This is a genomic window from Candidatus Wallbacteria bacterium (assembly GCA_028687545.1).
Lineage (GTDB): Bacteria > Muiribacteriota > JAQTZZ01 > JAQTZZ01 > JAQTZZ01 > JAQTZZ01.
Window position 1 is genome coordinate 1 of sequence record JAQTZZ010000054.1, and the last position, 20,639, is coordinate 20,639.

Below are 20,639 nucleotides of genomic sequence, written 5' to 3' on the forward strand. Positions count from 1 at the left end.
AAGATATGGGTCTGCTCGAACAGCTGGTTGCCCTCTTTTTTGTCCTCAACGCCATATTCTTCCATGGTCTTGAGGATGCCGTATTTGTGCTGGACAAGAATGATGTCGTTCTTCTTCTTGCAGGTCTGCTCTGTGATGATTTCCTTGATCCAGACGCAGGGCGGCACCCAGGCCATGTTGGTGGAAGCTCCGGCAAATGTGAGACAGCCTGCAGGCTTGTCCTTGGAGCCGGCTCTCAGCCAAGCTTCGGCAAACCAGGTCTTGCCCACGACCTGGCCGTTCACGCAGGCGACAGACCAGACCACTGGAAGCTTCATGTTGTTTTCCAGTTTGGCGCAGTCGCTGACGCTGAAGCCGCTGGTGCCCCATGAAGTAACTGATCCGTGTCCGCAGTAGTTGATCAGGCTCACGCCATCCTTGCAGGCATCAAAGATTACCTTCTTATCTGCTCCGCCATAATAACTGGTATCATAACAGGTGCTGATCTTGGTAAAGCCAAGGTCTGCCTTCAGTGCTGCGTTCAGTTCGTCGATTCTGGCGAAGTCGGTCGGATCTCCCTGTGCGGAAGCGATTCCCAGTGCCTGCTTGTACCAGGCGCCATCCGCTCCCTGGCTGGGATTCTGCTCAAAATTTATGGATCTCTGAATCATGTATTCGATCTGGCTGAGATTTTCGCCTGAGATCCTGCAGATGAAAGCATCCGGGACATTGTCGTTGCCCGCGAGCTTGACATAGCAGGGGTCGGAATCAGCGTTTTCATTCTTACCCTTGAGCGTGGGAATATGCTGGGAGTCGCCGATCAGTGTCACAAAGCATAGATTGCCAGCATCGAAACGCTGCTGAAGGTATGTCTTGATGCTGTCTGCCGTGGTCCCGATGGCGGAAACTTTGACCACCTCTGCCGCATAACCCTGCTGAGTTTTCCAATCTTTCAGAAGGTTCGCCGGAGCGACGAAATCATCATGAGTGATGATCAGAAGCTTTTTGGCGACAGCAGGCGGTGTCACTGAGCGCTTCTGATAATTAAGGAAAAGCCTTGAATACAGTGTCTCAAAATCATCCGACTGGCAGGCAGGACTGCGGTCCAAAGCTTTGCTGACACCTACCGGTTTCAGCGCAACCTGAATCTCGGTATAGATTCTGAGTTTTTTCTCTTTGTGGTTGTATTGGAACGGGGTGACTGTAACGCGCACACCCCAGATGTCTCTCATTTTGAAAGGTTCGGACACGCTGACCAGTTTCCCGTTTTCCGGGTACCAGCCGGCTTTCTGATAAGCAGGTCCGAATTCGTAAGGTATCTCCGCAGGATTCACGTCCCTGGTGAGATTGCCTTTGGAGGGGATGATCGGGTTCGTTCCACGTTCCACCATCAGGGCATTCCTGACTTCAATGGCCACAGACCTGCAGCCTGGCACTGCCACGAAGGCTGAGATGCTGCGCAATTCAGGCGCGCCTTTCTCGAGGGAAGTGGAAGTTTCATCCAGGTTGATGGATGCATAGTCTTTCCCGTTGATGTTGACGGTATCGACATTGTAACCCGGCGTTTTGAAATCAATTGTCAGATCGCCTTTGGAATTGACCATTGAGCGCTCAGCACAGTTTGTGCAGGTGTCGGTCAGGCTGATCCACTCTCCGCCAAAGCAGAGGACAGTCGCACAGAGAACCAGAGAAACCACGAAATACTTCTGCATAAAACCCCCGTCTACTTGATGCTTAAATCCTACCCGCAGATTCAACATTTTTCAAGAAACAATTTTGTTACAATTTACTTCCCGGCTTTTCCGGATTCACTCATCTATATCTCAATCTTGATCCATATTTTGGCCCGCTACTTCTAAAATCATAAGTTCTGCCGCCCGCCGCATCATCTGAAAATCCATACCCAGGCCAGGCCTGTTGCCTGCAAACTGGTTTTTCAGCGGAGGCAGATGGATGAACCCTGAAATGCCGCCAGTCAGCTCGCATAAATGCCTGGAAAAATAGAACAGATGGTTGCAGAGGTATGATCCGGCATGATTGGAAAATGAGACTGGAATATTTTCCTCTGAAAGCCGCTCATAAAACTCGATGATCGGAAGAGTGGACCAGTAACCGTCAGGTCCGCTTTCCACCACTGCCCGGCCGTGGCGCACAATTCCACTGCTGTCGTAACGCTGCTCATCGTCAAGATTCAGTGCGAATCGCTCCAGCCTGATCTCACGGCCGCTGCCAGCGATCCCGAAACATAAAACAGCATCAGGTTTGAACTGCAGAAAAATCTCGGCAAACTGCCGCTCGCACAATTCATAATCAGTCTCAATCACAACTGCCATAATCTCAATTCCTTCTTCTGCGAGAGGCTTCTGCTGGAAATCCCTGATCAGCATTTCCGAGGTATTAATCTCGACTCCCACAAAAGGTTTGAAGCCGGTCAGCAATATTTTCATCAGTAAGATTCCTCTAATAATTACAAATGTTGAATTTAGAATCTGTCCTCATATAGATGCAGGATCGACCAGGCAGAAACCGGCACAGTCACGATCAATCCTACAAAATACAGCAAAACTGCAGCCAGATTCAGTAACAGCAGCAGAGAAATAAAAACCGTGAAAAAAACCGGAGCTGACTGTACCGCATTCCTGCTGAGCTCGAATGCTTCTTTATAATGTAGTTTACGATCTACCATCAGAACAGGGACAAAAAAATGCAGTCCGCAGATCAGCAGTCCAGGCAGCACCATCAGGCCAAAGCCGAAAAAAGCGCAGATGGACAGGACGAAACCGCCAACCAGCAGTTGCGGTAATTTTCCTACATCCTGCTGCAGCTCTTGAACCCTGAATCTGGATTTCTTTTTCAGAATCAAAAGCAGCCTGAACAGAATCGCGGAAATCACAAATGATAAAAACAGATCTGCAGCCCAGCCCGAATATGGGATCAGCCAGAGAATCATGGAAAAAGATCCGGCAAGGGCCAATGCCAGGACTGAATATTCCAGGTTGGACAGGAATGAGGCAAACCCGCTTCTGAGATACGTCAGCGGGCTTCCAATCTCCAGACTCTCTCTGCCGGGTGGGATGAGCAGAGCAACGAGCACGCCGCCCAGAGCGCCATTGAACGCCCAGATCAGAGTGGAGCTGACCAGACGAAGCAGTGGTGTGTTGCGGGCTCCAGAGGCTTCCGTCACCAGAATGCTCATGATCAGGCCGAAAATCAGCCCAATGAACAGGCCGCCGAACCCCAGGATGATCGCCCTGTATGCAATAAACCCTGATCTGCGCATGTCGATCGCGATTGCCAGGATGGCTCCGTATAGAGCATAAATGATTCCGCCTTCCAGAGCGCTTGTCGTCACCAGGGAAGTAAGTGAAAACAGGTAAAAAAAGGCAGAGGCAACTGTTTGAAAGGCGAATCCTCCGCAAGCGCCGAAGGCGCAGAGTATGATCAGCCAGACCAGCAGATTGCCGCCCAGCATCACCCTTATTTCATCGATCCTGATTTCGACTCCCTGGAAGACGGAATGCAGAACCGAACTGCCGAATCCGCCCCAGCAGGCTCCAAGGAGCGCGCCGATGGTAATCCAGAAGCGGAGTTTTGATTTCAGTTTTTCATCAATAGCCATAGTTAATATATTATCATATCCGGATAGAATTTTACCCAACCAATCCATTTTCATCAGAACCATTATCTCTCATTCTCTCGCACCTAATATCCATCACCTACCCGTTACCCATTACCCATTACCCATTACATATTACCTATTACCCATTACCTATTACCTATTACTACTCACTTTTTATGCCGATAGGTATCTGAATCAAGGGAGCTGTCATGTCTGAAAAAAAGAAGCACTGCTGGGATATCCACGCCTGTCCTGCCTGCCATTATCTGTACTGCGAAGCCTATAAGCAGGGCATAAACTGCTGGGAAGTGAAGATCAAACCCTGCTGCAAACGCCAGGATTTCGCCCGCTGCCAGAAGTGCGGAATTTATCAGGAATATATTAACATCAAGTGAATCGATAACATCCTATCGTTAATTTACGACATGAAGTTGGTATGTTAGTAAGTTGGTAAGTTTATATATCGGGAAAATGTGCCATGAAAAAACGCCGCATTGCTGCGGCGTTTTTGAATTTCACTTAAAACAGAAGCTGAATTATAACTTTTTCATATCCAGCCAGGTTTTAACTGTTCCGGTTACTGTCAGCCCCTTTTCATCGTCGATATAAACTACGCTGGTTGTTGCGGGGGTCGGGTCAACAGCAGAAGTGGCGGTAATGTAAAAGGTTTTATTAAACACATTTGGCTTATCGCCGGCAGTTGCCGCTACAATCTTTACACCATCGACTGCAGTGGTCATATCTGCAGTAAGTACCTCAATCACGAACTTTCCCTGTCCGCCGTCATCTTCCTTGTAATACTCAGTTTCGCTGGCAAGATAATGGCCGGCAGTCAAATCAGCGATTGTGAGAGTAGTGTTAATGAGATTGGCAGGTACAGTCCAGCCTGGATTCGGGGCTACGACAGCACCTGAAGGTTGGACTAAATATCCGCCGTGCGCAGCTCTCCACTGCTCCATGGCTGTGGCAATGGCAGCAATATGGGACTGGAACAGAGCGCCTCTGGCATCAGAAATCGTACCTTCCATTCTCGGAGCGGCAATTGCAGCGATCAGACCGATGATCGCGATTACGATCAATAGCTCCATCAGGGTGAAACCTTTTCTTCTCATCTTTCCTCCTCTAGATTTTTGTTGATTTCTATCTTATAGTTCCTGTATTCAGATTTCAATATTTTCAGCAATTATTTCTTACCAGTAGACCTGATCAGCGCCGAACCGCAGGATAAATCTCGTCCCAGGTCCTGACAGGTTCAGAGAGAGCGATTTCAGGAGATTTTTCCACATACACCAGGTATTCCCTGCCGTCAGGCAAGCCATCATGATTCGTGTCAGGCCGGGCAGTAATGTAAATACCCTTGTTCACCACATTCGGGGAATTGAGCGGGAAAATTCCCTGTTCACCTCTGCCCTGGATCGGGTACACTTTCAATTCGCCCTTTCCGCCATTGTCCTGGGGATAAAGGACGACTCTGCTGCCAAGGTAATGCTTTTTCACCAGAGTATCCAGGCTGATGCTTTCATCGGCTGTGGCGGAAAATCCCTGCCTGGATGCTCTATACAGATCTGCAGCTGTGACGATCGCAGCAATCTGGGACTTGAAAACCGCTTTTCTGGCGATTGTGGTAGTGGTGACAAGCTCCGGCGCAGCAGCAGCTACCATATATCCCACAATGCTGACCACAGTCAGCACTTCAAACAAGGTAAAGCCTCTCTTCGAGTTTCGGATCATGATCATATCTCCTGTTTATTATGATATCCCTTTCAGGAACGGGCGCTGGCAAGCAGCGCCCCTACAAACGGCAGGCGCGACAGCGTCTCTACATTATTCCATTCAACATTTTCTGTTATTTAATATTCGCAATCTTTGTCATGTCCAGCAAGGCCATCATCACAGCCAGCACTATGAATCCCACTATAAAGGCGATACAGAAGATCAGGGCAGGTTCAATCACAGCCACCAGCCTTTTCACAGCCTTGCGCACGTCCCGCTCGTAATAATCCCTCACCTTTTTCATCAGCTTTTCGATGGAACCCGTGTTTTCGCCTACAATCAACATCCTCATCAGCATCGGCGGGAACAGGCGCTTGTCGTTGATGCTGTCAGACAACCTGTTGCCGCTGTTGACTTTCTCTATGGCTGAGGCGATCCGGGCTGAATAAAGGGTGTTTCCGATTACAGAACCCGTGATTTCCAGGGTCCTGATGATTGGAATCCCTGACTCCATCAGGGTGGACAGGGTATGGCAGAAACGGGAAATGCTGGATTTGATCAGGATCGGTGCGATCAGGGGCAGCCTGAGGAAAAAATTGTCGAAGAAAATCTTGCCTGGTTTGGTTTTGGCGAAATAGCGGATCATAACCGCAGTTATGACAACTGCACCAAGTATTTTCAACCAGTTCAAACTGAAAAAAACGGCAGTGTCCATGAGCAGCACAGTGATTACAGGCAGTTTGAGGTTAAAGGACTTGAAAATCTCCACAAAGCGCGGCAGCACGAAGCTCATCAGGAAGAACACCACGCTGCTCGCCACTATGATCAGGAAGGAAGGATAAGCCATGGCTGAGCGGATCGTGGTCTTGATTTCCTCTTCCTTTTCCAGAAAATCAGACAGCCGCAGCAGCACCTGGTCGAGACGGCCTGTCGCTTCTCCAACCTTGACCATGCTGATAAAGAGATCATTGAATATTTCCGGATGCCTGGCCAGTGAATCTGAAAACTGGATGCCTGAAGCTACGTCTTTTCTCAATTCCCTGATGATTTCCCTGAATGATCTGGAGCTGACCTGGTCCATCAGCACATCCAGCGCAGCCAGGATCGGCAGGCCGGCTTCCAGCATTGTCGAAATCTGGATCGTGAAAGTGATCAGTTCTTCTCTGGTGACCCCAAAGATGAAATCCCCTAAATCAAGGTCCAGTACATTCTTCTTGTTCGGGGTGATGGCGAGCACGCGGTAGCCGAAGCTCTTCAGGGTGGCGGCCAGGTCTTTAGCGCTTACCGCTTCCATCAGGCCGCTGACTTCTTTTCTGCTCTCGTCCAGATATGTATATTTAAATTCCATGCTTCACTCTTCCCAGACAGCTTTTTTGATTTCTGCGAGTGTGGTGATCCCCTGTTTTACTATCTGATATCCTTCGAGCAGCATCGGCTGAAAACCGCGTTTTATCAGTTGCGGCCTCAGCTGCTGCAAGTCTTTCGTCTCCTCGAGCATCCTGCGCAGCTCTGAATCGAAAAGCAGGTATTCATAAACTGCAGTGCGGCCAAGATAACCGGATTGCGAGCATTTCGGACAGCCCACCGCTACTTTCATCGTGGAGAGCTTAAGGATTTCCCTGGTTTCAGCATCTGCAGGACCATCTTTTCTGCAGTATGGACACAGGCAGCGCACCAGACGCTGGGCTATCACCAGCTTAAGGGCTGACTTGATCAGCTCCGGCTGCACTCCCAGCGAAATCAACCTCTGGATCGAAGAGATCGCGTCATTGGTGTGAAGGGTTGAGAAGACCATGTGCCCGGTCATGGCTGCTGAAATCGCGAGTTTCGCGGTTTCCTCGTCGCGCATTTCTCCCACCATCATGATGTCTGGGTCATGTCTGAGTATTGCCCGCAGGCCTCCGGAAAAATCGATCCCGGATTTTTCATCGATCTGGATCTGGTTAATATACGGGAAACGATATTCCACCGGATCTTCAAGTGTAATCACTTTTCTCTCCTTTGAATTCACCTGTTTCAAAAGCGAGTAGAGGGTGGAGGTCTTGCCGCTGCCTGTAGGGCCGGTGACCAGGCAGATGCCCTGCGGGGACTGGGTCACATTTTTGAGGATTTTCACCAGTTCCTCGCTGAATCCAAGCTTTTCCAGATCCACGAAGCGGTGGGAGTTGTCTAGGATCCTGATCACCGCATTCTCGCCATAGATCCCTGGCATCACTGAAACACGGAAGTCGATCTGGCGGTCGTCCTGACGCATTTCGAAACGGCCGTCCTGGAAAATCCTGGAATTTCCGATGTCCATACCGGAGAGAATTTTGATTCTGGAAACAATGGCCTTCTGCATTTCCACAGGCGGCTTCATCTTTTCGAACAGCACGCCGTCGATTCTGAAACGTACCACCAGACCATTTTCGAAATTCTCCAGATGGATGTCGCTGGAGCGGTTATCGATGGCTTCCTTCAAGACCAGATTCACGAATTTCACGACCGGGGTGTCTGATGAAAGTCTCGTGATTTCCCGGATCTCACGGTCCACAATTTCGTTGCGCTCACGCTGGGCGTCAGGGGTAACATTATAGTCCCTGAAGATTTCCCTGGCGTTTTCCTGGAAACCGTAATACTTTTCGATCGTTTCATCTATTTCAGCCGCAGACGAGAGCACGACTGCCACATTCAGGCCGGTGTGGGCCTCGAAGTCGTCGATCGCGAAGATGTTCAAGGGGTCTGCGATGGCTACTGTGAGTTTGCCTCCGCTCTTGAAAATCGGGACAGCCTTGTGTTTGGTTACCAGGCTCTTGGGCACGAGATTGATGGCTTCCGGATCTACGATCACATTGGAAAGCTTCATGAACGGGAATCCGAATTGCTCACCCAGGAACAGGGAGATCTTATCGTCGGTCACGAATCCCATTTCCACCAGGACTTTACCCAGCCTGGCGTTACTCTCGCGTGAAATAGACAGAGCTTTCGTAAGTTCAGCCTGAGTGATCAGTCCCGCTTCCACCAGAATATCGCCCAGTTTCTTCTTGTTCTTTGCCACGAATATCTCCTTTAGAAGCTGTTAAAACCGAGCGCAGCGAGGTTTGTTACAGCTTCTTAATCCTGCATGACCGTGCATCCGGTTCATCAGATGCATTACCATGCATAGTACTCGACAGAGGCATGGGCATGCAGGATCTGGTTAATTCAAATTTAGTCCCCAGCAGTATATGGTAAAGTCCATTTTCAGGCAATATAAACCTAAAGATTTTTCTCAATTGCAGATCGGACAATTGCCCAGTCCACTTTCAGACAATCCTGTCTTTGGCATCTGCTGCGATAACATGTCCGGCAGCTTGCAGGGGCAGTGAGAATGGTTGTCCGGGAACTCCAGGGTCCGCAGCGCCGCTCATCGGTCGGTCCGAAAAAAGCAATTACAGGTGTCCCGCAGAAGGCCGCCAGATGCATGGGAAAGCTGTCGGTTGTAACAATCTGTCCGGCGCAGGACATGAGGGCTTTCAGCTGCCCAAAGTTCAGTTTTCCGGTCAGGTCGATCACTTTTTCAGGAAAACCGAGAGATTGATGATACTCCTGATCTTCAGAACCTCCTATCAGGACCGGAGTGAGACCTCTCTTGATCAGAAAATCCACTATCCGGTCAGCTAATTCCAGGCTGATCCGCTTGGAACTCCAGCGTCTGGATGACGAGAAAAATAGACAGGCATAAGGTTTTTCGATTTCAACCGTTTCTCCTGAAACAGGCAGCAGATAATCCGGTCTCAGTTTAAATTCAGGGTAGCTTGTGCAGACGGTTCCGGCATAATTTTCCAGAGCATGGCGCTCCCGGTCGTCGGAAAGCCGGATGGTTTCCGCACCGATCAGATGTGTCAGCAGACGGCTGAATCTGTTGCCCTGCAGGTCAATCACCAGATCGTATCCTATCCGGCGCAGATCAAAGATCAGTTTAAATTTTTCAGATAAAGACATTTTTTTTTCGTAACATAGAAAACGGATGTTGGTCAGATCAAGTATTTCATGAGCCAGCGGATGAGACAGGAAATGCAGTTCAGATCTGACTCCCAGAAATTCCAGAATCGGCAGGGTCAACACGATGTCCCCGAGCGCGCTGAATCTGATCACGAGAATTTTTTTAATGTTTCGATTCAATTTTTACCCATCAAGATTGTACTTCAGGATGTTCAAAAATGTCGAGATGCGAGGCATACGAATCCGGGCAAAGCGAGCCGTACTTGATGGTACGGTGAGCTGCGCAGGATGAGTTAACAAAGCAGATCGGCATTTTTCAACATCCTGTTACTTTGTAAACTGCAGCCTGTGCAGGCGGTAATATATCCCCTGGGCCGCCAGAAGCTCAGAATGGCTGCCTTCCTCGATCTTACGCCCCTTGTGCAGCACTATGATCCTGTCCACATTTCTGATCGTAGCCAGCCTGTGGGCAATGATGATCGAGGTGCGGTCACGCAGGATCTCGAAAAGAACCTTCTGGATCCTGGCTTCTGTCAGGCTGTCAATGTTGCTGGTGGCCTCGTCCAGTACCAGAATCCTGGCGTCGCGGTAAACTGCTCTGGCGAAGGTGAGCAGCTGCCGCTCCCCGACCGAGATATCGCACCCGTCCTCAGCCAGGACCTTGTCGATTTTGCCTGGCAGCTTTTCCACGGTCTCCAGCAGTTCCACTCTTGAAAGAGCCTGCAGGACCCGCTCGTCGTCACCCTCGCTGAAAGCCACGTTTTCCCTGATCGTGTCCGAGAAAGCAGTGATGTCCTGCTGGACCATGGAAATATTGTCCCTGAGCCTGGCAATCGGCAGGTCCCTGATCCTGTGTCCGTCCAGCAGAATCTCGCCGGACTGGATGTCGTAGAACCTGAGCAAAAGATTGATGATTGTGCTCTTCCCTGCTCCCGTGTATCCGACAATCGCCACTTTCTCGCCGGGTTTGATCTTGAAGCTTACATCCTGCAGCACCCATTCCGTCTCGTAGCGGAAATAAACGTTTCTGAACTCGATCTCGCCCATCAGAGGTTTAGCGAGTGCCACTAAAGGAGTCTCGTGGATGAATTCGTCGGAAGTATGGATCGCGTAAATTTTCTCCAAAGCTGCGATCGAGGACTGGATGATGTTGAATTTTTCGGCCAGGTCTCGGATCGGGGCAAACAGCATGGAAATATAAGAAGTATATGCCACCAGGGTCCCGATGGTCAGCTTCTGGTGGAAGATCAGGCTGCCGCCGTAAACCAGGACCGCTGCCACTGTCAGGTCCTGGGTCAGCCTGATCCCCGGACCGAACAGGGCATTGGACTTCTGGACCGAAAAATTGGCGTCAAAATAGGCCTGGTTTTTCCTGATGTAATTATTGAGCACCATGTCTTCCCTGCGGAAGATCTTGATCAGGGACATCAGGGAAATGTGCTCTGACAGGAAAGCGTTGACTTCAGCCAGCAGCACCCTGGTGCCCCGATACAGGCGCCGCCATTCCTCGGCGAAGATCCCGGTGAAAGAAAGCAGGAATGGAAAAAAGACCATCACGATCAGGGTCAGCCGGTAATTCATGTAAGCCATCACCCCGAAAATCCCCAGGATCAGGAGCACGTCCTTGAGCAGGTTCACACCAACAGAACTGAACATTTCCTGGATGGCCTCGATGTCATTGGTAACCCTGGTCACCAGCCTGCCCAGGGGATTCTTCTGGAAATAGGAGAGCCTGAGGCCCAGCATCTTGTCGAATGTCACTTTCCGCATGTCGTAAATGATACCCTGGGCGATATAACCGGTAGTGAATGTCTGCATGGAGATTGCCAGGAAGTTCAATAAAAACAGCCCCAGATACAGCCAGAAAATGTGATAAATACCGGCAATATCGGAAGCCCTGAGCCTGGAAAGATTCTCGGCCGGGATTTTCTGATAAGCGCTGACCGGGATCACGATCAGATCATCCTGAATCCTGAAATCCACACCATCTGTCTTGAGCTGCTGCTCGGTTTCCGGCCGGTCAGGCAGCAATATCACTTCCGCGGTTTGTTTTTCGGCTTTTTTCATGGATTTATGGGCGATGAATCCGTCGATCGCAGTGCGGGCAAGATAAGGGAAAGTCAGTTCGCAGAAGGTGGTAAGGCAGAGAAAAACGCAGGCCAGGGCGAAATAGCGGGCATAGGGAGCTACGAAATGGATAAAATACCTGATCAGCTTCCAGTCTTCCCGCCAGACGATCTTGCGCTCTACGATTTCTTCAAAGTCCATCGAACCTCTTACAAATAACCTTCCAGTTCCTCTTTGAATTTCTGCAGTTCGAAAATCTCACTGTAAAGTTCAGATTTTCCTTTCAGGTCGGAGTGAGTTCCGCTCTCGATCAGCCTTCCCTTGTCAAAAACCAGTATCCTGTCCATATTTTCCATAGTCTTGATTCTGGCTGTGGAAATGATGAATGTAGACCCTCTGGTGTAGCTGTAGAGATTACTGAGGATTTCTTTCTCAGTATCCGCATCGCAGGCAGAGAGAGCATCGTCGATGAAATAAAATGGTTTGGGAAGTAGAAAAATCCTGGCCAAAGCCAGTCTCTGTTTCTGTCCACCGGATACTGTCACGCCGCGTTCCCCCAGGATCTGATCGAGCCTGGCCGGAAATGCCTCCACCTCCTGATCCATCTTGGCCAGTTTTAGGGCCTGCCAGAGTTCCAGGTCAGAGGCGGCAGGATTGCCGAACAGGAGATTGTTCCTGACTGTGTCTGAAAAAAGATACGCTGCCTGGGGCAGGTAATGGATGTTCCTGGAGATCAGGTCAGGAGAAAGTCTGCGAATATCATAGCCGTCATAGCTGACGCTGCCGGATTCGGTTAAAAGAAGCCTGAAGAGCAGCGAGAACAGCGTGGATTTTCCGCTCCCCGTGGTTCCGATGATCCCCAGCCTGGTGCCTGGTTCGACTTCAAAGTCGACATTGTCCAAAATGATTCTCTTTGCCTGATTCCCTTCCGCAGGATAGGAAAAGTTCAGCCCTGACACTTTGAGGCTTTTCAGGGAAAGGGTCTCTGCGGAATCAGGCGCAGGATACTCGGACTTTACCTGCAGGATTGCATCAATGCGTTTGACGGATGCCCGGGCACGGTTGAAAAGATTGATCACCCAGCCCAGGGCGATCATCGGCCAGATGATGATGTTGAGATAGCCGTTGAAAGCCACAAAATCGCCAAGTGAAATCCGGGCGAAGATCACATCTTTCCCGCCGAAATAGATCACGAAACTGCTCGCAAAATAAATAATCAGCATCAGAGTCGGATCGAGGAAGGAATAAAATTTCCAGATTTTAATCTGATTCTTCCTGTAATCTGCCGAGATCTGGTGGAATTTTCCGGTGGCCCGTCCATTGAAATTGTAAGCCTGGATGATCTTGATCCCGTTGAAATATTCTCTGGCCCTGTCCATCATTTTCCCGAAAATCTCCTGGCCTTTCCCGGATTCTTTTTCCAGCCTGTTTCCGATCACTTTCATCGTGATGCTGATCACAGGCAGTGGAACCAGGATGTACAGGGTGAGTTTGGGACTGATCGCGAGCATGAAAAATACGGCGGCCACCAGCATGATCGTGGAATCAAAGAGGGCTACAAGCCCCATTCCGCAGAATCTCATGATGGCAGTAATGTCATTAGTGGCATAGGCCATCAGGTCGCCGGTCTTCTGACGGCCGAAAAAAGGCATGTCGAGAGTCAGAAGGTGGCGCAGATAGTCGTTGCGCAGGTCCCGCTCGATCTGGAAAGCGCTGCCGAAGATGAAATAACGCCACCAGTATCTCCCGCTGTAAATCAGCAGGTTGAATCCTATGATCAGGCCGGCAAAGATAAAGAGCAGCCTGAGCGTTGCTTTACCCTGGTACAAGCCGTCCACAGCATATTTGAGGATCAGGGGGATCAGGAGCTGAGCGCCGTCAACTATCAGGAGCAGGATAAGTCCGAAAAGAATCTTCGTCCTGTATCTACTCAGATAATAAATCAGCAGTCTGAGTTCTTTAAGCATGAATAATTATTAATACATCTAAGGCTTAAATTCAAGCAGAAAGATGGTCAACATTCAGCATAAAATTCAATTCAGACTTTTTCACATTTTGAACCTTGATTCCAACATACTAACTTACCAACTTACTAACTTACCAACGTCTTACAGTGAATTGGCGGTTTGTTGAACGCTTTTCACATTGCTCTATTTACCTTTTTCTGTTAACAGTTTACACTTCTTTCATGGGTTCCATAATCATCAGGGCACCGACACTCGAAGAAGCCACTGCAATCGCAGCAGAAAAGCTCGGCGTTCCAGCCGACAATCTGCACCACAAAATCCTGAAGAAACCTGCAACCGGGCTGCTCAAGCATCTCCTTGACTCCGATTTCGTGATCGAGTTCAGTATCAGTGATCTGACAGGGCACCTTAACATGCGCATCGACAATGCCCTGAAAAGCATGGAAAACCAGGACGGACAGTTCATTGTCGATTTTATCGAAACAGGCATTTTTATCACTGTTTTTCCAGCCGGGAAATCCGGGAATAAAGTTCAGGAAGCAGACATCCTGAATAAACTTGAGGAACTAAAGATCTCAGGAATCGATCAGGCTGCGGTTCGGGCGGAGATAGAGCTTCCAAGCGGCAAGCCCAGGAAAATAGCGGAGATCGTGGCCGACAAATCGCTCGAAAGCTATCTGAAACTCGAAGTTGGAGACGACGAAATGTCCGCCTTTCTCACGATATTCCCTCCCCCAAAAGGAGGCAATCCGATCAGCATGGAGATGATCACCCAGATCCTTGAGCGGAATAAAATATCCTGCGGGCTGAAGCTTTCCGAGCTGAAAAAGAACTACAGCCAGAGACAATATTTCAAACCTTTCCTGATCGCCGAGGGTATCAGGAAAATCGACGGCAAAGATGCCTATCTCGAATATCTGTTCAACCCTGAAGGTAAAATTCACTTGTCCGAAGACTCCAAAGGCAGAGTCGATTTCAAGGAAATGGGACTGATCCAGAGCGTTTCGGAAGGACAATTGCTCGCTCTGAAACACCCACCTACAAAAGGCACGGAAGGTTGCACGGTCAGGGGCAGGAAACTTCCCCCTGTCAGAGGAAAAGACATCCTTTTAGTCCAGGGCGAAAACACCTTGCTGGACAGCGACAAAATCAAGCTGTTCGCACAAAAGCCGGGCCGGGTGGTTCTGCGCAAGGGCGTAATCAGCGTTGAACCGATGTTTGTAGTGAAAAATGTCGATTACTCCACCGGCAATCTTGACTTTCAAGGCACTGTCGTAATTGAGGGTACGATCAATGACGGCTTCAAGATCGTCGCATCCGGCGACATCCTGGTAAAAAAAAATGTGGGAAAATGCCATCTGGAAAGCCTGCATGGCCGGATCATAGTAGCAGGGGGCATTCTGGGACAAAGCGGAGGGCTGGTCAAGGCTGAAGGACAGATCAGCGCCAGATTCATAGAAAACTCGACAGTATTCAGTAAAAGCCACATCACTGTCGAATCTGCCATCATGCATTCCAGGATTTACGCGGGCGGTGAATTGAGGGTGCTGGGAGGTCGCGGCCTGATCGTAGGAGGATCTGTGCAGGCAAGAGAAGGGATCACAGCCAGGGAGATCGGCAGCATCGGCTTCACCCGCACTGAACTCTTCGTAGGAAATGATCCGGACATTCTGCAGAAGATCACTGCGATCAAAGATGAAATAAACCTGGAAGAAGAAAAGCTGTCCAAGATCGATCTGGCCATCAGAAGCTTGAATAAACTGAAAAAATCCGCCGAGCTGCAAAGTGATGAGGAGTATTCAGATAAAATGGGCAGGCTGGAAACTTTTCACAAGCGTCAGGAAGAAATCATCCGTAAGCTCGGCTGCGAAATACTGGAACTGAAAAACTCGAGTTCACCATTGCTGAACTCCAAAATCAGGGTACAGGGCATTGTCCATCCTGGAGTCAAAATGGAAATCGCCGGAGAAGTTCTCTCAGTCAAAGTCGATTACAAATTCTCGTCTTTTTACCTTGATCCGATAGACCACAGGATCAAGCTGGGGACTTTCTGATATAATATGGAAAACTGTTCCAGGATGAAGCATATACCGGCTGACCTGAGAAAGCAGATACTGCCTTAAAAAGGAGGAGAGAAATGGTTTCCGCAAGGCTTTTCCTGATTTTTTGCCTTTTCGCTCCGGCCCTCTACGCCGATACAGTGACCGTGGGGACCCTGACTGATTACCCTCCCTATTGTTTTGACAAGGAGAACGCCAAGCCTGACTATGAGGAAGTGATTCCACCTGGAACGGATTCGGTGAGGCTCCAGGGCTATTCCTGGGATGTCGTCAGGGAAAGCTTCCAGGCCATGGACTGCACCATCAGGCTGATCGTCTCGCCCTGGAAGCGCTGCCTGCATTACCTGGAAACAGGCACGATCGAAGTCCTTTTTCCTGCCAGCAAAACCCCTGAGCGGGAAGCGAAATTCAGCTACTGCGACGAACCTGTGAACACTGTCCAGTTCGTGATCTATATTCCCAAAGCCGTGGAATTCAAATGGGATTCCCTGGAATCCATGGACGGGAAAAGCATTGCTGCCATGCGGGACTGGAATTACGGCGAAAAATGGAAAGCTGACGGCAAAATCAGCAAGGAATATGTTGATTCGATCATCCAGACCTTCAAGATCCTGGACAAAAACCGGGTGTTCGGGATCGCAGGATACGATATTCCTTTCGATTACACACTGAAGCAGAACGGCATTTCCGACAAATACCGGAAGCTGCCCCCGTTCGACGCTGAGTTCGAATACCTGATCGGCAGCAAAAGCAATCCTTCAGCACAAAAAATTCTGGACCTTTATCTGCAGGGCAGAAAAAAGATCGAACAGAACGGGATTTTTTCCAAAATCAAGAGCAAGTGGATGTGAATGTGTCAAAGCCTGACCTGAACCAAATCGCTTGAAGAGACGACAGACTCTGAATTTTCGTTTCAATTTCGCCCTGATCGCGGTCGTGACCGGGATCCTGCTTGTTTTTTCCTTTCTGATCGGTTTTTACAATTATTCCAGGAGCAGGTCGGACCTGACCGAACGTCTGGACAATGAGATAAAACTGGCTGTGATCAGCCTGTCTACCGCATTCTGGCAGATGAACGAACAATCGATGGAAGATGTGACAGATGCTCTGTTTCTTGATAAGACAGTTGTTTTCGCCCAGATCGTGGAGGGCAGAGAAATAATCCATAAAAGGGTTCTGGCTTCTAAGTATGAAGACAAGGACTTGTCTTTTTTCCTGGCTTCTCATCAATTTCAAGTTCTGACTGAGCCGATCGTCAAAGACGGGGAAAAACTTGGAGCCCTGCAGGTCGTCATCGACGGCAGCACGATCACAATGGAGCTCATCTCCAACATCCTGATCATCGCAGCCCTGACCCTGATCCTGATTCTAGCCATTTCCCTGACTACCATCTTTATTACAAGGAAATACATTCTGCAGCCGATCCTGGAATTGAAGGAAGCTGCCACGCTGATCGCCGGCGGACACCTGGAAACATCCATCAATCTTTCGGATAATGACGAACTCGGCGACCTGTCCAGAAGCCTCGACGGCATGCGCATCTCGATCAAGGATCTTTTTCACACTCTCAAGAAAGCAGAAGAAAAATACCGTAATATTTTTGAAAATTCCAGGGAAGGGATCTTCCAGGTTACAATCGACGGAGATTTTCTGGCTGCCAACGACTTTTTGGCAAAAATTCTGGGATATGCAACCAAAGAAGAACTTCTGTCAGATCCAGCTTCAGCTTTTGACCTCTTTTTTTCCGAGGCTGAAGAGAAAGAAGAATTCTTGAACATTCTGAAGAGAACAGGTTCTGTGGCCGGCTTTGAAGCAAAACTGGAGATCATGAGCGGTGAATCGTCTTTCATCTCAATCGCAGCTCACGCAGTGTCAGACGAGTATGGAAAAACCAGGTACTATCTCGGAACGATTCAGGATATCACAGAAAAGAAACAGGCAGAGGAGATGAAGATCGCCAAGGAAGCCGCTGAAGCCGCCACCCGGGCCAAAAGTGATTTTCTGGCCAGCATGTCCCACGAAATCCGGACACCAATGAACGCTGTGATCGGCTTTACGGAGCTGACCCTGAAAACAGAACTGACCCCCAGGCAGAAGGATTATCTAAGCAAAGCTGTCACTTCGGCCCGGGCGCTGTTAGGAATTATCAACGATCTGCTGGATTTTTCCAAAATCGAGGCCGGCAAGCTCGAAGTGGAGTTGATTCCATTCAATCTGGAAGAAACTTTAGACAGCGTAGCTGGTATCATCAGCCTCAAGGCCGAGGAAAAAGGGCTGGAAATCCTGTTTCACACTGAAACCGACGTACCTCTAAATCTGGTCGGAGATCCTCTCCGACTCAGCCAGATCCTGATCAACCTCTGCAACAATGCAGTGAAATTCACGGAAAAGGGTGAAATCATCATTGCCACTAAGCTTCTTGATCCTCAAGCACAGGAATCAGAGGTGACTTTGCAGTTTTCTGTGACTGATTCAGGAATCGGCCTTACACCGGATCAGATCGACAAGCTTTTCCAGTCTTTCAGCCAGGCAGAAACTTCCATAGCACGCAAGTATGGAGGGACCGGATTGGGACTCTCAATCTGCAAGCATCTCTGCGAAATCATGGGCGGGAAAATCTGGGTGGAAAGTAATCCAGGTTCAGGCAGCAAGTTCTTATTCACCGCCAGGTTCAAGCAGCAGGAATCAGCCAGGATGAAATTAAATCTGCCCTCAAATCTGAAAAATCTGAAAATCCTGATCGTGGACGACAACCCGAGTGCCAGGGAAATTCTCAGTGAAATCATCTCTTCCATGTCTTTTATCGTGACCCAGGCTTCTTCCGGTCTGGAAGCCCTGGCTGAACTGGAGACAGCTTTCAGGAACAACAATCCCTATGACCTGGTGCTGATGGACTGGAAAATGCCTGGCATGGACGGGATTGAGGTCACCAAGCGCCTGAAGACGATCTCCAATCTCTCCAAACCCCCTTTCATCCTGATGATCAGCGCATACGGAAGGGATGAAGTGATGCATAAAGCGTACGACGCAGGCGTAAATGGATTCCTGATCAAGCCGATTACTCCTTCGCTGCTTTTAAACACCATTCTGGAGGTCTTCAGCAGGGAGGAAGTGCCGCCCAGCAAGACCGACGAACACAGGAAGGAATTCGTCTTTCCTGCAGGGCTCAATATTCTGCTGGTCGAAGATAATGAACTGAATCAGATACTGGCCAGAGAATTGCTGGAACAGGCGGGTCTGTCGGTAACCGTCGCAGGCAACGGCCGGGAAGGTCTGGAAGCTCTCTCTGTCCGGAAATTCGACCTGGTGCTGATGGACCTGCAGATGCCGCTCCTGGACGGTTATGAAACAACCGCTGCCCTGAGAAACGGGAACTTGGTCAATCGCGATGTTCCGATCATTGCCCTGACTGCAGACGCAGTCAGCCACGAAAAGGAAAAATGCTTTGCAGCCGGAATGGATGACTATGTCCCAAAACCGATCGATCAGGAAGAGCTTTTCACCTGCATCAGAAAATGGCTCACTGGAAGCAGCGCTTCAAGGGCTCTGGCAGGTGAAAGCAGGCCGTCCGGCAAACTGCTTGATGATTTTCTGGGTTTACTTCAAAGTTCAACCGGAATCGACACCAGGCTGGCGCTGACCCGCCTGAACGGAAACCACAGACTCTACCGGACTTTCCTCCTGAACTTCATGGAAAAATACAGGGATCTGCCTGAATCCATGGAGTTAGCCATGGAGAAGCACGTTCTGGAAGAAGTCAGCCGCAAGAGCCATACGCTAAAGGGCCTGGCCGGTAATATCGGCGCCGAGCGGCTGCAGAACCTTGCGGCAGAAATCGAGGCAGGCGCAAAATCCGGGGAGCTGACTCAGTCTGAACTGTCAGAATTCCTTACAGAGTTCAGGCGGATCATGTCCGGACTTGGAGCCGCTTTCCATGGGGAAACCCGTCAGAAATCACACGGAGCAGTGGCGACCGGACCGGCTGTGAATCCGGAACTGATCAGGAAAAAAATCACGCTCTTAAATCTCCTGATTGAAGAAGGAAACTTTGAGGCGATTTCAAATCTCAGGGAGCTGAGAAGCTTGATCGCCAACCCGCTGCTGCAGCAGACCCTGCAGAAAATGGAAGATCTGCTCGGCAACTATGATTTTGAAAACGCCCAGGTCCTTTTTCTGGAAATCAGGAACGACCTGATCAGTGAAACGGAGGGATAATCCAGATGCCGGAAGAAAAGCAGACCATCCTGATCGTCGACGACGAACCGCTCAATATAGAGATTCTCAGCCAGACCCTGAGCGTAGGCTACAGGATACTGATCGCCAAGAACGGGCTGCAGGCCATTTTCCGCCTGAAAAAAAACAATGTCGACCTGATCCTTTTAGACATCATCATGCCTGAAATGAACGGGCACGAGGTCTGCAGGCTGATCAAAGCCAATGAAAATACCAAACACATCCCGATCATTTTCATCACTTCCATGAGCGACAGCGAGGATGAAGCCAAGGGGTTGCAGCTCGGGGCCGTTGATTACATCACCAAACCTTTCTATCTGCCGATCGTGAACTCCCGGGTCAAGACTCATCTGGATCTGAAACTGAAAACCGATATGCTGGAGCAGCTCGTATCTCTGGACGGGCTGACCAACATCAGCAACCGCAGAAGATTCGATGAGAAGATGCAGGAGGAATGGAACCGCTCCAAGCGGAAGAAAGCACCTCTTTCATTGTTAATGATCGACGTGGACTGCTTTAAAAATTTCAACGACCATTATGGCCATTCCGCCGGGGACGACTGCCTGCGGCAGATTGCCAGCGTCCTCAGGACCACATTCACCCGCGCTGGAGATCTTGTCGCCAGATACGGGGGCGAGGAATTCATGGTGATTTTGCCTGAAATCGACGGGACTGGCCTGGAAAACATGGCGGCAGAGCTTGCCCGGAATGTCGTTGCCCTGAAAGTCCCGCACCAGAAATCCGTTGCAGCGGAATTCGTGACCATCAGCATCGGCGGCGTTACCTCCATCCCGGACCAGAGCTGCTCAGGTCCGCAGGAGCTGGTAGAAGCCGCGGACACGATGCTTTACAAAGCCAAGGCTGACGGCAGGAACTGCATCCGGACCGTTGTCATGTAGCTGATAATTTCAAGTGCTTAATTTTGAATTTTGAATTACTGATTTTAATTCACTTTGACTTTTCTTTAGATTCAATATTTAGAATCTGAATTTAAAATTTTCTATTGTAACAAATATTTTGCAGGTCTTTTCCCCTGGA

General features: G+C 49.5%; 15 protein-coding genes. 5 read left to right on the forward strand and 10 right to left on the reverse strand.

Going from position 1 to position 20,639, the window contains the following annotated elements; all coding sequences use genetic code 11:
- The 3 genes from PHW04_15985 to PHW04_15995 form a co-directional block, all read right to left on the reverse strand.
- Nucleotides 1–1,691 (reverse strand): C25 family cysteine peptidase (locus PHW04_15985; GenBank protein ID MDD2717390.1); only part of this gene is annotated, 1,691 nt, incomplete at its 3' end.
- 111 nt (nt 1,692–1,802) lie between these two features.
- On the reverse strand, nt 1,803–2,426 hold the full coding sequence (locus PHW04_15990) for a hypothetical protein (GenBank protein MDD2717391.1): 624 nt from the start codon (nt 2,424–2,426) through the stop codon (nt 1,803–1,805).
- A 35-nt stretch (nt 2,427–2,461) separates the two neighbouring features.
- Nucleotides 2,462–3,598, reverse strand: a complete 1,137-nt coding sequence (locus PHW04_15995) for a hypothetical protein (GenBank protein MDD2717392.1) — start codon at nt 3,596–3,598, stop codon at nt 2,462–2,464.
- 209 nt (nt 3,599–3,807) lie between these two features.
- On the opposite strand from PHW04_15995, the gene PHW04_16000 reads away from it, so the two are divergent.
- Complete coding sequence (locus PHW04_16000) at nt 3,808–3,993, forward strand: hypothetical protein (GenBank protein ID MDD2717393.1); 186 nt, start codon at nt 3,808–3,810, stop codon at nt 3,991–3,993.
- 141 nt (nt 3,994–4,134) lie between these two features.
- On the opposite strand, the gene PHW04_16005 is transcribed toward PHW04_16000, so the two are convergent.
- From PHW04_16005 to PHW04_16035, 7 genes are all read right to left on the reverse strand, one after another.
- Nucleotides 4,135–4,710 (reverse strand): prepilin-type N-terminal cleavage/methylation domain-containing protein, encoded by a 576-nt coding sequence (locus PHW04_16005; GenBank protein ID MDD2717394.1) that lies wholly within the window; start codon nt 4,708–4,710, stop codon nt 4,135–4,137.
- 94 nt (nt 4,711–4,804) lie between these two features.
- On the reverse strand, nt 4,805–5,329 hold the full coding sequence (locus PHW04_16010; protein MDD2717395.1) for a type II secretion system protein: 525 nt from the start codon (nt 5,327–5,329) through the stop codon (nt 4,805–4,807).
- A gap of 115 nt (nt 5,330–5,444) precedes the next feature.
- Nucleotides 5,445–6,659: a type II secretion system F family protein gene (locus PHW04_16015; GenBank protein ID MDD2717396.1), complete on the reverse strand. Its 1,215-nt coding sequence runs from the start codon at nt 6,657–6,659 to the stop codon at nt 5,445–5,447.
- Nucleotides 6,660–6,662: 3 nt separating this feature from the next.
- Entirely contained in the window at nt 6,663–8,348 is a 1,686-nt protein-coding gene (locus PHW04_16020) for an ATPase, T2SS/T4P/T4SS family (protein ID MDD2717397.1), read from the reverse strand.
- A gap of 200 nt (nt 8,349–8,548) precedes the next feature.
- On the reverse strand, nt 8,549–9,454 hold the full coding sequence (locus PHW04_16025; GenBank protein MDD2717398.1) for a glycosyltransferase family 9 protein: 906 nt from the start codon (nt 9,452–9,454) through the stop codon (nt 8,549–8,551).
- Nucleotides 9,455–9,601: 147 nt separating this feature from the next.
- Nucleotides 9,602–11,542 carry an ABC transporter ATP-binding protein gene (locus tag PHW04_16030; GenBank protein ID MDD2717399.1) on the reverse strand — a complete coding sequence of 647 codons (1,941 nt, stop codon included), beginning with the start codon at nt 11,540–11,542 and terminating at the stop codon, nt 9,602–9,604.
- Between the two features lie 8 nt (nt 11,543–11,550).
- The gene (locus tag PHW04_16035) at nt 11,551–13,308 is read right to left on the reverse strand and encodes an ABC transporter ATP-binding protein (GenBank protein ID MDD2717400.1); all 1,758 of its coding nucleotides are present in this window, start codon (nt 13,306–13,308) and stop codon (nt 11,551–11,553) included.
- A 221-nt stretch (nt 13,309–13,529) separates the two neighbouring features.
- On the opposite strand from PHW04_16035, the gene PHW04_16040 reads away from it, so the two are divergent.
- From PHW04_16040 to PHW04_16055, 4 genes are all read left to right on the forward strand, one after another.
- A complete protein-coding gene (locus PHW04_16040) occupies nt 13,530–15,362 on the forward strand; it encodes a FapA family protein (GenBank protein MDD2717401.1) in 1,833 nt (610 codons plus the stop codon).
- An 83-nt stretch (nt 15,363–15,445) separates the two neighbouring features.
- Nucleotides 15,446–16,219, forward strand: a complete 774-nt coding sequence (locus tag PHW04_16045; GenBank protein MDD2717402.1) for a transporter substrate-binding domain-containing protein — start codon at nt 15,446–15,448, stop codon at nt 16,217–16,219.
- Between the two features lie 31 nt (nt 16,220–16,250).
- On the forward strand, nt 16,251–19,583 hold the full coding sequence (locus PHW04_16050; protein ID MDD2717403.1) for a response regulator: 3,333 nt from the start codon (nt 16,251–16,253) through the stop codon (nt 19,581–19,583).
- 5 nt (nt 19,584–19,588) lie between these two features.
- Complete coding sequence (locus PHW04_16055) at nt 19,589–20,500, forward strand: diguanylate cyclase (protein MDD2717404.1); 912 nt, start codon at nt 19,589–19,591, stop codon at nt 20,498–20,500.
- The last annotated feature ends 139 nt before the right edge of the window (nt 20,501–20,639 follow it).